Below are 13,612 nucleotides of genomic sequence, written 5' to 3'. Positions count from 1 at the left end.
AACAAAACCTAATCTTACCAGTTATCTATGGACTTGCTACAAATATCATCCACTAGTTTATTAAAAATTTCTTTAATCAATTCAGGTTCTTTTTCTAATTTATTTTCAGTTGAAAGCATATCAGCGCTAGCTGAAAATTGTTTTTTTTTAAATGAAGATTCCTCATCAGTAGGATTCAAGTAAGCAACTTCTATGGTTATGGTTAAACGTTGTACTTCTTTTAGGTTATGGCCTTGCTCATTTTTTGTATTGAAGGCTGTAGTATATGAAAATGATTTAATAATGCCTTCGTATTGTATGTCACCATCTTTTTCTTCTCTGGTTAGCGATGTGATACGTGATATTTTCGTTACAAGTGCTTCAGTAAGTTTTTGGGGCATATCTATTGGACCATCTGTCACCTCTGTATAAAACGTCTGCACAGAAAAGGTCTTCACATCAGGAGAAAGCGAAGTGCCTAAGAAAGTAAAAAGACCACAACTGTGCAACCCTAGTAAGCTAAAAACAAGGTATAGACTATTGGTTAAAATCGGACTCTTCAATCTCATATTGTTTAATTTTTCGGTAAAGTGTTCTTTCAGAAATCCCTAAATCATCCGCTGCATTTTTACGGTTCCCATGGTTTTTTTGCAGTGACCTACGAATTAATGTTTGTTCTTGGGCTTCAATAGAAAGGTTTTTTGTTGTATAGGACATGTCATGTAGGTATGTTTCTTTAAAGGATTGCGTGGTGTCCAAAAAATGAATCTGCTTGTTTTCTTGATCACTGTAGGGGCCGAGCTGCGCCTGTTCTTTTATAATTGGGTTTTTCCCAGACTCCATAAAATTAAACATTAATGCTTTTAGTTCTCCGATATCTCTTTTTATATCAAAGAGGATAGGGTATATATACTCTTGCATGCCATGATCCTGCCATTTCTTATAAAGAACTGGTAACGTGTGGCTTTGTGCTTTCGGTAGATATTGCTCTAGTACCTTGGGTGTAATCATAACTACTTTCTCAAGTAGTGCCATTTGCTCAACAATATTTTTTAATTGTCGGATGTTCCCAGGAAATACATAAGTGCGCAAAATATCTTTTGAATCTGGACTGATTTCTAGGGGTTTAACGCGGTATTTAGCAGCAAAGTCACTAGAGAACTTATGAAACAACTGAATAATATCTGCCCCTCGTTCACGTAGGGGGGGGATATGAATGGGTACTGTATTGAGCCTGTAATACAAATCTTCTCGGAATTTTCCTTGTTTAATGGCGTAGAGTAAGTCTACATGCGTAGCTGCTACTACACGCACTGTGGTTTTTTGTACGCTAGAGCCGCCTACTTTTATATATTCTCCATATTCTAACACACGTAAAAGTCTAGTTTGTGTCCCCAAGGGCATTTCACCTATTTCATCTAGAAAGATAGTCCCACCATTGGCTTCTTCAAAGTAGCCCTTTCGGCTTTCTAAAGCACCCGTAAAGGCGCCTTTTTCATGACCAAAAAGTTCAGAGTCTATGGTTCCTTCTGGAATGGCCCCACAGTTAATAGCTATAAAATTACCATGTCGGTAGGGGCTTAGTGCATGGATAATTTTTGAAAAAGATTCCTTTCCGGTACCACTTTCACCTGTAATTAAAACGGATAGATCGGTGGCAGCGACCTGCATCGCTACCTCAATAGCTCGGTTCAACAATGGTGCATTGCCAATAATGTTAAACCGTTGTTTGATGTATTGAAGATCTTCTTTCATAGCCTTATATGCTTAAGATACGACGGTTCCAAACAGTGTGGCTGCATTGCAATGGGTAATATGTACCGCTACATAATCGCCTATTGTATAGCTCCCTTTGGGGAATACAACAATCTTGTTTTGACTCGTTCTACCTTGAAAAAATGCGTCTGATTTTTTGGAGTATTTTTCAATTAACACTTCATGGACTTGATCTATACTTTTTTGATTGTGCATCAAGGCATGTCCACGTTGTTTGGCTATAATTTCGCTTAGTCTACGTTTTTTAACTGTTTCTGGCACGTCATCGCGATATTTTCTAGCAGCTAATGTGCCTGGGCGTTCGGAGTAATAAAACATAAAGGAAAAATCATACTGCACGTAATCCATCAGTGAAAGGGTATCTGCATGTTCTGCTTCTGTTTCGGAGCAGAAGCCTGCAATCATATCGGAAGAAATGGCGCAAGATGGACCTAAGATATTTCTAATGGCATGAATTCTTTCTATATACCATGCGCGATCATAGGTACGGTTCATTAGTTTTAGGACCCGGCTGTTGCCACTTTGCACAGGAAGGTGAATGTGTTTACAGATATTGTGGTAAGCTTTCATCGTATGCAACACTTCATCCGTCATATCTTTAGGGTGAGAGGTGGAAAAACGCACTCTTAACTTCGGATCAATCTCAGCCACCATAGCCAGTAATTCAGCAAAGCGAATGTCTGGATCGTTGGATCCATGATGCAGCGGCGTAGCAGCGGCGGTCTTAGCAGGATGCCAGCTATAAGAATCTACATTTTGTCCTAAAAGAGTAACTTCCTTGTATCCTGCTTCAAATAATTTTTGAGCTTCCTGGACAATAGAATAGGGATCTCTGCTCCGTTCACGCCCGCGGGTAAAAGGGACAATACAAAATGAACACATATTATTACACCCTCTCATGATCGAGATAAAAGCAGTTACACCACTTGAATGCAAACGAATGGGCGCAATATCGGCATAGGTTTCTTCTTTAGATAAAAAAGTATTGACCGCCTTATATCCTTTATCTACTTGACTAATTAATCTGGGCAGGTCTCTATAGGCATCTGGTCCCGCTACCAAATCCACTACTTTTTCTTCTTCTAGTAATTGTGTTTTAAGCCGTTCTGCCATACAGCCTAATATACCTACAATCAGGTCTGGTTGTAGTATTTTTTGTTGGTTAAACACCAATAATCTATTGCGAATCGTCTGCTCGGCTTTATCCCGAATGGCACATGTGTTGATGAGAATAAGGTCTGCCTCATGGTAGTGATCTGTAAATACAAAACCTTGTTCAGCCATAATAGACGCCACTATTTCACTATCAGAAAAATTCATTTGGCAACCGTAGCTTTCTATATATAGTTTTCTATATAACGGAGGGTGGTTAGGTGACCTGTTTACGGTAGTGCCATCTGCAGCGATAAATGTGTTTTGTTCCATATTGGATATGATCATGTTACGGCTATATAGCCTATATAGTAAGGCGATAGCCTAAAGAAACTAGACTATGTAAAGGTACAAAATAGGTAGGACTGCCCCATATGCTCTTTACAAAATCTTTACCCCCTTAAGGGTAACTGCGCGCAACTGGTCAATGATATGTTGATTCACCAGTGTGGAGGTGTCACCCAAATGGGTTTCTTGTTGCACTATTTTTCTGAGTAGTCGACGCATGATTTTCCCAGCACCTACTTTAGGTAGCGCAGATACAGGGTGTAATAGGTCTGGAACGGCAAAGGCGCCCAACTTATTTCGAATGGTTGCTTTAATCTCAGATGCAATGATGTGATTATATACCCACCTATTTTTTAATACAATAAAACAATGGATGGCTTCGCCTTTTATGGCATGTGGTGCAGAGACAGCAGCCGCTTCGACTACGGATGGATGTTGCATCAATACGGACTCAATTTCAGCAGTTGATATCAAGTGACCGGAGCTATTCAACATATCGTCCGTTCGGCCTATGATCCAATAATAACCATCTGCATCACGTTTTGCGGCGTCGCCTGTGTAGTAGTAGCCATGGTCAAAATAGGTAGCTTGGAACCGCTGATGATGGCCATCAATGGTTCGTGCCATTCCTGGCCAGGGTGTTTTAAGCACGAGATGGCCTTGCCCTTCGCCTATAATTTCAACGCCATAGTCATCAACTATGGCTGGTACAATACCAAAAAAAGGAAGTGTAGCAGACCCAGGTTTCAGTGGTGTAGCCCCAGGAAGTGGACAAATGATGGGTGCGCCTGTTTCGGTCTGCCAAAAGGTGTCAATGATGGGACAGCGTTTGGCACCAACTGTTTCGTAAAACCAGGTCCAGGTTGAAGGATCAATCGGTTCCCCCACTGAACCGAGTATCCGTAGGGAGGCTCTGCTGTATGCCGCAACATAGGACGCATCGAGTTGCATCAGGGTGCGCAGTGCAGTTGGTGCTGTATAAAATGTGGTTACTTGATACTTATCAATTAAATCCCAGAAGCGTCCCCCATCTGGGTAGGTTGGAATGCCGTCAAAGATCAAAGTGGTACTTCTACAGGCCAGTGCACCATACACATTGAACGTATGACCTGTAATCCAGCCTAAATCTCCAGAGCAGAAAAATATATCTTCCGGGTGGTAGTCAAATGCATATTTAAATAGGGTAGCTGCATACAATAGGTATCCACCATTTGTATGGCGTATCCCTTTGGGCTTTCCAGTTGAACCGCTTGTATAGAGTATAAATAGTGGATCTTCCGCATCCACCCACTCAGGTGGGCAGACATCTGATGCCGTTTCCATCAATGTTTCCCATGCGTGATCTATAACATCGTCCCATGGGATATCGGGTATATTTTCCGTTTGTGTAATGGTTTGTAGGCGATGAAAAACAATACAATGGTTGATGGGATGGTTGGCAGCTTTACATTGCAACAATGCTTGGGTCGCAATCGATTTGAGTGGGATAAACTTTGTGCCACGAAATGTGCCGTCAGCTGTTACCAAGAGTTTTGCTTTTCCAGTTATCATGCGTTCTGCTAGTGCATCTGCTGAAAATCCTGCAAAGATGACCATATGAATGGCACCAATCCGTGCACAACTGAGCATCGCTACGATAGCCTCTATAGTAGTGGGCATGTAGATGGCCACGCGGTCTCCTTTTTTGATGCCCAGCGCTTTGAATACATTGGCACATTTACAAATGGCTTTGAGCAGCGCTTGGTAGGTGATTTTTTTTTGTTCATTTGGCTCATTCCCTTCCCAATAATAGGCGATTTTATCGCCATATCCATCTTGCACATGTCTATCTACTAGGTTGTAGCAGATATTGGTTAGGGCACCTTCCATCCATTTTGCAAAAATAGGCCCTTTTTGAGGGTCGAAGTTATAACGCAAAAATGGATGTGTTGGTTTTTTTTTCCAGAAAAATTCTGTAGCTATTTTTTCCCAAAATTGAACCGGATCCTCAATAGAGGCGTTATATATTTTTAGGTATTCATCCAATGATGTAATATAGGCGCTTTGTTGAATGGCGTCAGAAGGAGGGTATGTTGTGCGTAGATCAGGTCTTTTCATACTTTCAAAATTCTTGTATCCATGTTTTAGGCCAAGCAATTAATATGTACGCACCTAGCCAATCATCTAAATAATTGTAGGTAGAGGCAAGTTGAACGATGCATAGGGATATGCCTATAAACCTCACCAACTAGATGCAGCGGCTTAATTTAAGTAAAAACTTATACTTTACCCAAATCTATGATGCATTTGTATCCAAGGTGAGACTGTAACAGTCGATACCTAATTTTATCTATGTATTGTAACACCCTTTACGCATCACACAGATCAGTTTTATCTATGAGTTGTTGATCCAACACTTTACTGGTACGTGCACCTAGTAACTTCATTTTTTGCGCCCTGGAGACTAAGCTGCCTTTGCCCTCATATAGCTTTTTAGTGGCTTCTAAATAGTTTTTTTGTGTGAGCTCTAATTGACGGCCTATATTTTTAATATCCTCTACAAAGGCAACAAATTTGTCATATAAGGCACCACCTTGTGTGGCAATCTCTAAAGCATTTTGGTTTTGATGGGCTTGCCTCCATAAATTGGCAATGGTGCGTAGGGTGGCGATTAGATTCGAAGGGGATACGATTACAATATTGCGTGCATAGGCCTCATTAAAAAGCATGCCTTCTTCTTGTACAGCTAGTGCAAAGGCTGGTTCAATGGGTATAAACATTAAAACAAAATCCAAGCCTTGCAGGTTATAGAGTGCTTGATACCGCTTTTCGCTGAGCGTTTTAATATGGCGTCTAATTGAAAGAATATGCTGCTTGAGGTGAAAAGTCCGTTCAAGTGTATCTGGGTGGTTAAAAAACTGTTCGTAATGATTTAAAGATACCTTTGCATCGATCACAATATTGCGTCCTTCTGGCAGGTTAATGACTACATCTGGTTGTAATCTTTGCCCATCTTCTGTGGGAATAGAGGGTTGTATGACATATTCTCTATTTTTAACGAGTCCAGATTGATCTAGAATATTTTCTAAGATGAATTCACCCCATCCTCCTTGTAGTTTTGTGTCTCCTTTTAATGCTTTGGTAAGCCCTTCCGCTTCTTGTGTGATTTTTAGGTTGAGCTCATGGAGTTGTTTTAATTCTGTTCGTAACGCTACATTTCTTTCTAGGCTTTCTTGGTTATACTGCGTGACCTGTTGTGCAAAGGTTTTAATTTTATCGCTGAGTGGGGTTAACAACCGCTCCATTTGGAGCTGACTATGGTCTGAAAACTTTTTGCTTTTTTCTTCTAAAAGTTCATGGGCTAAATTTTTAAAATGGATGGTGAGTTGGCTTTGGAGTTGCTCAACCGACTGGCCTTGTTCGGCTATTTTTTTTTCTAAATAGCTATTATGTGCCAGGGCAGTAGCTAGTTCTTTACTGACCTGTAGGTGTTGCGCTTGTAGGGTGTGGGATTGATGTTGGCTTTCGGCTAAATCCTTTTCTAGTCCAGCAACGCTATTTTGTAAGGTGGTAATGGGTACTTTATATAATATTTTTGTAATGAACCAGCCGATGGTAAAGCCAATCAGCGATGCAAGGAGTAGGTAGATGGTAAAAGATAGCATAAAACGAATAAGGAATGGTTGGTCTTTCTTTTTTCTTGACCACAAGGTAAGAAAAAAATCAAGCCCTAGGTAAAAAGCCGCTGAAAATGTCATCCTACAGATGGAAAAACAGAAAGCGCCCCCTTTGGGGGCTTCAAAGGAAACTGTTTTTCCTAATCATCATACTGGATGTGAAAAATAAACAGATTTGCTGATAGGAGCTATTCACGTTACGGCTCAACAACCATACCCTACGCTATGCGAGATGCAATTGTTGCAACCATTCGGTAGGTAGGAAAGTGGCTTATAGGTTGGTTAGATTAAAGCTCAATTCGTAGAGCTAATCGCTTTTTACAAGGGGCATTTTCCAGGATGGCCATGGCGCGGTGTGTATATATATTCAATATGATCTGCAGCCTAATTAATATAATTAAGGAGCATGGGGCGACTGCCTCATTTTTTTATCGGCAGTCGCAAGTCGCAAGTGGGAGGCATATGGAACATCCATAAACTGCCTTACACCTTAATTTCTACCTCTACACCACTAGGCAGCTCCAGTTTGGTGAGTGCATCTACTGCTTTTGAGCTACTAGAGTAAATGTCTATCAACCTTTTATGGGTACAAAGTTGGAACTGTTCTCGTGACTTTTTATTGACGTGCGGAGAACGCAGCACCGTATAGATTTCTTTTTTACCTGGTAGCGGAATGGGGCCATTTACTACTGTTTTGGTAGCTTTTACAGCCTTAACGATGCTATCTGCCGACTTATCTAAGAGGGCAGCATCGAATGATTTCAGTTTAATGCGAATTTTTTGATTCATATGTTTGGTTTCTATTACTATACCGTTATGCCTTTTGCTTTGTTAATAATGGCTTCTGCTAAGTTTTTAGGAACGGGTTCGTAATGCGAAAATGTTAAGGAAGCAGAAGCCCTACCTGAGGTAATGGTTCTTAAATCAGTCACATACCCAAATAGCTCTGCCAACGGTACATCTGCTTTAACAATTTGTGCGCCACCTTTACCAGTCATTCCTTTCATAATACCTCTTCGTCTATTGAGGTCTCCTGTGACCGGACCTGTAAACTCATTAGGGGTAGCTACTTCTACATCCATAATAGGCTCTAAAAGTACAGGCGCAGCTTTCTGTGCAGCAGCCCTGAATCCCGCTCTAGCAGCTAATTCAAAAGATAAGGAGTCTGAGTCTACATCATGATAGGAACCATGAAATATTTTTACCCGCATCGATTCTACAGGATACCCTCCTAATGGACCATTCTCCATAGCTGCCGTAAACCCTTTTTGAATGGCTGGGATATACTCTTTAGGAATCACCCCGCCGACAATCTTATTCACAAACTCCAACCCTGGTTGAACAGGCTCCCCTTCAATGACTTCTTTAGGCCCGATCTCAAAAACAATATCGGCAAATTTACCCCTACCACCTGTTTGCTTTTTATAGACTTCTTTGTGCTCGACCGTAGCGGTGAGGGTTTCTTTGTAGGCCACTTGGGGGGCACCTTGGTTGATTTCAAGTTTAAACTCGCGTTTTAACCGGTCAATAATAATTTCTAGGTGGAGCTCACCCATGCCTTTTAGAATGGTTTGCCCTGTCTCATGATTGGTTTCCATCCGTAAAGTTGGATCCTCTTCCATCAGCTTGGCAATAGATAGGGTTAACTTATCCTGGTCTGCTTGTTTTTTAGGCTCAATAGAGTAACCAATTACCGGTTCTGGAAAGGTGATGGCTTCTAATATTGCTCTATCCTTTTCACTGGTTAGTGTATCGCCCGTTTTAATCTCTTTAAAACCTACTACGGCACAAATGTCTCCTGCTTGTACTGCGTTGATTGGATTTTGTTTATTGGCATGCATTTGCATCAGACGGGCAATGCGTTCTTTTTTACCGGTTCTATTGTTGTGCACATAGGATCCAGCCTCTAGCGTACCTGAGTAAACGCGCAAAAAGGCAAGCCTACCTACAAAAGGATCCGTAGCAATTTTAAAAGCTAATGCGGTAAATGGTTCACTATGCGCTGGCTTTCTTACCATGACAGCTCCCGTATCTGGATGGGTACAGGCTACTGAGGGCAAGTCCAATGGAGAGGGAAGGTAAGCACATGCAGCATCCAATAAGGCCTGAACCCCTTTGTTTTTAAAAGCAGAACCGCAGAGAACAGGAGAAAAAGAGAGGTCAATAACCGCCTTGCGAATGGCTGCCCTGATTTCATCTGGCGTAATCGCATCTGGATGATCAAAGAACTTTTCCATTAAGGCTTCATCATAACTGGCTACGCTTTCAATCAGGTTTTGACGCCACTCTCCAACCGTCTCTACTAAATCGTCGGGAATAGGTATCACTTGGTAGGTCATACCTAAGTCATGCTCATTCCAAACCATGGCTTCATGAGTAATCAAATCTACTACACCCTTAAATGAAGCTTCACTGTCAATAGGAATTTGCAATGGAACAGGGTTGGCACCTAGCTTTTCTTTGATCTCATTGAGCGCATTGAAAAAATTGGCACCGGCTCTATCCATTTTATTTACAAAACAGATGCGGGGCACGCGGTATTTATCGGCTTGACGCCAAACTGTTTCAGATTGAGGCTCCACACCAGATACGGCGCAAAATAAAGCAATGGCGCCATCCAATACACGCAAGGAACGCTCTACTTCTACTGTAAAGTCGACGTGACCAGGGGTGTCGATGATGTTTACTTTGTACGTTTGGGTCTGATCATTTGCTTTGCCCTGTATGGTAGGATATTTCCAAAATGTAGTAGTGGCCGCAGAGGTAATGGTAATGCCGCGTTCTTGCTCTTGAGCCATCCAATCCATGACCGCTCCTCCGTCGTGTACTTCCCCTATTTTGTGGGTGAGGCCTGTGTAATAGAGAATTCGTTCAGTGGTGGTCGTTTTGCCCGCATCAATATGGGCCATGATGCCTATGTTTCTTAGAAAGGTTAGTTCGTTTGCCATTTATCTCAAGTTAAAGTGTGAGAAGGCTCTATTTGAACTAGCCATCTTGTGGGTATCTACTTTGCGTTTGAAAGCAGCGCCCTCTTCCTTAGCAGCTGCAATAATTTCATTGGTAAGCCTTTCTTGCATCGTCTTTTCTCCACGAGATCTTGCATAATCAATCAGCCACTTTATACCTAAAAATATTCTTCTATCTGGTCGTATTTCAATAGGCACTTGAAGGGTAGCCCCCCCAACTCGTCTACGCTTGACCTCTAACGTAGGGGTTACATTATGCAGCGCCTTACGCCATACTTCTAATCCTTCTTCTTTTGTTTTCTGGGAAACGGATGCAATGGTATCATAAAAAATGCTAAACGCAAGGCTTTTTTTGCCTCGCTGCATTAATCCGTTTACAAACCTGGTCACAAGCGGATCGCCATATTTATAGTCCGGTGCTAGTACCCTTTTTATAGCTTGTTTTCTTCTCATAGTATTCCTGAAATTAATTCTTACTGCTTACATCTGCAACGGCATCTCATTGCCCCAGTAGGGTGGCCATAGAAGATGTATCGTTATTTCTTTTTAGGTTTTTTGGCTCCATATACGGACCTGCCTTGACACCTTCCACTCACACCTGAGGTATCCAATACACCACGAATAATAGAGTAACTCACGCCCGATAAGTCTTTTACGCCTCCTCCTCTAATCAGGACAATAGAGTGCTCTTGTAGGTTGTGGCCTTCTCCAGGAATATAGGTGTTTACTTCCTTTCCAGTTGTTAGGCGTACCCTAGCTACTTTTTTCATAGAAGAGTTTGGCTTTCTTGGCTTCATAGTATAGACCTTGATGCATACGCCCCGCCGCTGCGGACAGGATGAAAGGGCTGGAGATTTCGACGAAGAAGTAGTTTTTTTTCTTCCTTTTTTTACGAGTTGTTGTATGGTTAACATGTGCTAATTTTTATTTTAAACCTAGAGGTGTGCAAATTTAAAAAATTATCTCCCTTGATCAAAACCTTTCCCTGGCATTGGATACCAATGCCAGGGTTATCCCATAAATATAGTGATTAATATCGATTATCTTTAATCCTTATATATTTAATCCTATATATTTTCTGGCATAGTATACTTTGCTTCAAGTGGGATCTGCCTCTGCTATATTGCCGTTTATAATTTTTATTATAAAATCACTTTTTATAAATTAGGTAATCTTAGAGTTTGGCCCCCGGTGGGGTGATGGTTGCTAAAGATCAACCGCTTATGAGCTAAGTTTTGTGCATCTATAGGCGCTGCTTGGGTAACTTTTAAATTAATTTTTTTATAGTGATGCATGTCGTTTATGCGTACCTTCGTAATCAATTTAAGCAGTCGGAGAGTGGCTTTATGCAACTAATATGGGTACATGTTTTATGCTTTCTATTGCTTTTTTTGTTTAATACTGGATGTTATATCTGTGGTTATGAGGAACGTATTCCATGGTTTCATACGCAGTTGACTTTCCCTTCCCTTTATCCATTCTTACTAGAGCGGCCGTGGGCTATTGTTACCTACTCTTTTGTACATAAAGGGCTTGTAGATTTGTTCTGGGATATCTGCTTGTTGTATATCTTTGGTCAAAGAATACGGGCCACTGTACGGTCAAAACATATATTACGGCTCTATAGTTTAGGACAAATAATGGGTGCCATTGTGTTTTTTATATTGTACCAATTTTCACCCCCTTTTAAGGGCATGGTTGCCCATCTTACGGGACCTTCAGCGGCCATTTATGCGATCATGGTGGCAGTTTGTGTGTTGATGCCTAGTTTAAGGTTATATTGTTTCTTTTTCTCTTTGCCATTAAAGTACATTGTCATTGTTTTATTAATCATAGCCCTGATGCATTTACCTACACAAGATGCGGGCTATTACTTGGCTCAATTGGGAGGTGGATTAGTTGGGTATATCTATGCGCGGTTGTGTAAAAATGACCTGGACTTGAACCCTTCTTTTTTTAGTTTACATCGGGGATGTAAACCTAAGATGTCGGTTCGTGTTACCAAGCAATAGGGGGGAATAGGCGTAAATAACTATTTTTAGCCTGTCTTGTTGGATCAAGGGAATGTGCAGTTGACCAAAGAAAATTAATTTTCACCCCATTATAATAGGATGTTTGTTAGAGTGATAAAAATTTTATGTAAGCTATTGGGTATAGCTTGTATAGTAGAGCTTGTAAGAGAAAAGTTAGGGGGCTTCGTTCATACATTGCAGCGTGGCCTTAAAGCAAAAGCCAAGAAAGTAGCTCAACTGGTTTTGTTGGCTGCTTTAACTTTTATACTGTTTGGGTTGGGGTTGCGTTTCTTATTACTGGGTTTGGCTTATTGGTTGAATGCACTGCTCTCTAGTACTTATCTCGGCTTTTTTCTGGTTTCAATTTTTTGCTTTTTAATGGTTGTACTTGTCGTATTAATCTTGCGCAGTAAAATGAACAATCAGCCATTAACGCAGGAAAAGATTTCGGATGGAACGTAGATGGGCTACTGTAGTTTATTCTTGTTGCTGATCTAGTATTAGATTGCATCTATCTATTACAACCGATTACGCGATGGTGTCATTTTCTTTCTCTTCCTTATTGGTACTTGCCTTTTTATTATTGACCCTAGTGGTAGGTTTAATGGGCAGAAAAGCAACCACATTCCGAGAATATGCTGTGGATAATAAACGATTGTCTACGGTTAAGTTATTGGCTACGCTGCTCGGTACTTCTTTTTGTTGCTTATCGTTTGTATATTCTGTACAAGCCTGTTATAGCCTTGGCATTCGTAAAATGCTTCCTTCCATTATTGATGCGACTTCTTTATGGATCACTAGTATGTTTTGGGTGCGTATGGCACCATTTATGGCACATCGCTCTATTGCCGAGACGATAGGTAGCATATATGGTACCTATCCAAGAATTATTGTTGCGTTACTCTCTATTTGCAATGCTATTTTTAAGGTTACTTTTCAAAGTAATGTAATATCTTCTATTGTTAGCACCTCTATGGATGCAATACATCCTGATATCATAGCTGTGTTGGCTGCTTTGGTGCTGATTGCGTATGCTACTTTGGGAGGTATTCGTGCGATTACCAATACTGATGTGCTGCAATTTATCACTTTTGTGGCTATTGTTTTTTTGCTTGCTAAACTTATGTTTGTAAAAACAGGTAAATCTGTTTTAGAAATGGTATCTTTTTTACAAAAACAAGAAAATTTTAAACTCAGTAGTCTTTGCCAATCAAACGGGCAGTTATTGAATTTGTTGCTATCGATTCCATACTGTTTTTTTGCGTTGAGTCGTCCCTCAGTTATATAGAGGGTCTATATGTGTGCTAGTTACCATTCAAGTCAGAAAAGTTTTTTGTATGGCAGTTTTTTTTATGTCCTTATAGGGTTGTGCATCTCTCTTATTGGTCTGTTTGTTTTTGTAGGTAACCCAAGGTTAACGGTAAAAGAAATTTGGCCTTATATCATAACGAATATGCCTCCTTTTTTAAAAGTATCTATTGTCGTTTGTGTATTAGGCATGGCTATTTCTACAGCTGATTCTGAGTTGCATCTTTGCTCTATTCTTATTGTTCATGATTTGAGAGAAAGTATTCGAGGCATAAAGTCCGTATCTGATATCCATCAGATGCGGATGGCTAAATGGGCTTTATTAATTTGTGGCCTATTGGCTATGATTATACTGGACTGATTTATTCGGACAATTTTTTCTTACTTTTCTTTTCTATTTTTTCCCGTTTGCTAGCTTACCATTTTTAAATGGTTAAGATAAACGTTCATAGGTTTTTGATAGTTAATACTAGAA

General features: G+C 40.6%; 13 protein-coding genes. 4 read left to right on the top strand and 9 right to left on the bottom strand.

Going from position 1 to position 13,612, the window contains the following annotated elements:
• Positions 1 to 14 precede the first annotated feature (14 nt).
• The 9 genes from lptE to rpsL form a co-directional block, all read right to left on the bottom strand.
• The gene (gene lptE, locus NLX65_RS02185; protein WP_260536698.1) at positions 15 to 548 is read right to left on the bottom strand and encodes an LPS assembly lipoprotein LptE; all 534 of its coding nucleotides are present in this window, start codon (positions 546 to 548) and stop codon (positions 15 to 17) included.
• Complete coding sequence (locus tag NLX65_RS02180; RefSeq protein WP_260536695.1) at positions 517 to 1,734, bottom strand: sigma-54 interaction domain-containing protein; 1,218 nt, start codon at positions 1,732 to 1,734, stop codon at positions 517 to 519. Before NLX65_RS02180 ends, lptE begins: the two co-directional genes overlap by 32 nt.
• Positions 1,735 to 1,746: 12 nt before the next feature.
• Positions 1,747 to 3,195: a tRNA (N6-isopentenyl adenosine(37)-C2)-methylthiotransferase MiaB gene (gene miaB / locus NLX65_RS02175; protein WP_445083371.1), complete on the bottom strand. Its 1,449-nt coding sequence runs from the start codon at positions 3,193 to 3,195 to the stop codon at positions 1,747 to 1,749.
• A 93-nt stretch (positions 3,196 to 3,288) separates the two neighbouring features.
• Positions 3,289 to 5,292 (bottom strand): acetate--CoA ligase, encoded by a 2,004-nt coding sequence (gene acs / locus NLX65_RS02170; protein WP_260536692.1) that lies wholly within the window; start codon positions 5,290 to 5,292, stop codon positions 3,289 to 3,291.
• A gap of 251 nt (positions 5,293 to 5,543) precedes the next feature.
• Complete coding sequence (locus NLX65_RS02165; RefSeq protein WP_260536689.1) at positions 5,544 to 6,884, bottom strand: DNA recombination protein RmuC; 1,341 nt, start codon at positions 6,882 to 6,884, stop codon at positions 5,544 to 5,546.
• A gap of 450 nt (positions 6,885 to 7,334) precedes the next feature.
• A complete protein-coding gene (gene rpsJ, locus NLX65_RS02160) occupies positions 7,335 to 7,640 on the bottom strand; it encodes a 30S ribosomal protein S10 (protein WP_114910145.1) in 306 nt (101 codons plus the stop codon).
• 17 nt (positions 7,641 to 7,657) lie between these two features.
• Positions 7,658 to 9,799, bottom strand: coding sequence for an elongation factor G (gene fusA, locus NLX65_RS02155; protein ID WP_260536686.1), 2,142 nt, complete (start codon positions 9,797 to 9,799; stop codon positions 7,658 to 7,660).
• Positions 9,800 to 10,270, bottom strand: coding sequence for a 30S ribosomal protein S7 (rpsG, locus tag NLX65_RS02150; RefSeq protein WP_260536683.1), 471 nt, complete (start codon positions 10,268 to 10,270; stop codon positions 9,800 to 9,802).
• Between the two features lie 83 nt (positions 10,271 to 10,353).
• Positions 10,354 to 10,731 (bottom strand): 30S ribosomal protein S12, encoded by a 378-nt coding sequence (gene rpsL / locus NLX65_RS02145; RefSeq protein WP_260536681.1) that lies wholly within the window; start codon positions 10,729 to 10,731, stop codon positions 10,354 to 10,356.
• 375 nt (positions 10,732 to 11,106) lie between these two features.
• Here rpsL and NLX65_RS02140 point away from each other — a divergent pair, with 375 nt between their 5' ends.
• From NLX65_RS02140 to NLX65_RS02125, 4 genes are all read left to right on the top strand, one after another.
• Positions 11,107 to 11,829, top strand: a complete 723-nt coding sequence (locus NLX65_RS02140) for a rhomboid family intramembrane serine protease (RefSeq protein WP_260536678.1) — start codon at positions 11,107 to 11,109, stop codon at positions 11,827 to 11,829.
• Between the two features lie 99 nt (positions 11,830 to 11,928).
• Positions 11,929 to 12,291 (top strand): phage holin family protein, encoded by a 363-nt coding sequence (locus NLX65_RS02135; RefSeq protein ID WP_260536676.1) that lies wholly within the window; start codon positions 11,929 to 11,931, stop codon positions 12,289 to 12,291.
• A 73-nt stretch (positions 12,292 to 12,364) separates the two neighbouring features.
• Positions 12,365 to 13,117, top strand: coding sequence for a hypothetical protein (locus tag NLX65_RS02130; protein WP_260536673.1), 753 nt, complete (start codon positions 12,365 to 12,367; stop codon positions 13,115 to 13,117).
• A 9-nt stretch (positions 13,118 to 13,126) separates the two neighbouring features.
• Positions 13,127 to 13,498 carry a hypothetical protein gene (locus NLX65_RS02125; RefSeq protein WP_260536670.1) on the top strand — a complete coding sequence of 124 codons (372 nt, stop codon included), beginning with the start codon at positions 13,127 to 13,129 and terminating at the stop codon, positions 13,496 to 13,498.
• Positions 13,499 to 13,612 lie beyond the last annotated feature (114 nt).

This window comes from Candidatus Cardinium sp. TP (assembly GCF_025215055.1).
Classification (GTDB): domain Bacteria; phylum Bacteroidota; class Bacteroidia; order Cytophagales; family Amoebophilaceae; genus Cardinium.
The sequence above is the reverse complement of the archived record's forward strand: the minus strand, read 5'-3'. Positions and strand labels throughout refer to the sequence as shown.

Coding starts and splice junctions, on each gene's coding strand:
- NLX65_RS02180 (WP_260536695.1), bottom strand. CDS start 1,734: ATGAAAGAAGATCTTCAATACATCAAACAACGGTTTAACATTATTGGC.
- miaB (WP_445083371.1), bottom strand. CDS start 3,195: ATGATCATATCCAATATGGAACAAAACACATTTATCGCTGCAGATGGC.
- NLX65_RS02140 (WP_260536678.1), top strand. CDS start 11,107: ATGCATGTCGTTTATGCGTACCTTCGTAATCAATTTAAGCAGTCGGAG.
- lptE (WP_260536698.1), bottom strand. CDS start 548: ATGAGATTGAAGAGTCCGATTTTAACCAATAGTCTATACCTTGTTTTT.
- NLX65_RS02135 (WP_260536676.1), top strand. CDS start 11,929: ATGTTTGTTAGAGTGATAAAAATTTTATGTAAGCTATTGGGTATAGCT.
- rpsG (WP_260536683.1), bottom strand. CDS start 10,270: ATGAGAAGAAAACAAGCTATAAAAAGGGTACTAGCACCGGACTATAAA.
- NLX65_RS02130 (WP_260536673.1), top strand. CDS start 12,365: ATGGTGTCATTTTCTTTCTCTTCCTTATTGGTACTTGCCTTTTTATTA.
- rpsJ (WP_114910145.1), bottom strand. CDS start 7,640: ATGAATCAAAAAATTCGCATTAAACTGAAATCATTCGATGCTGCCCTC.
- rpsL (WP_260536681.1), bottom strand. CDS start 10,731: ATGTTAACCATACAACAACTCGTAAAAAAAGGAAGAAAAAAAACTACT.
- acs (WP_260536692.1), bottom strand. CDS start 5,292: ATGAAAAGACCTGATCTACGCACAACATACCCTCCTTCTGACGCCATT.
- NLX65_RS02125 (WP_260536670.1), top strand. CDS start 13,127: ATGTGTGCTAGTTACCATTCAAGTCAGAAAAGTTTTTTGTATGGCAGT.
- fusA (WP_260536686.1), bottom strand. CDS start 9,799: ATGGCAAACGAACTAACCTTTCTAAGAAACATAGGCATCATGGCCCAT.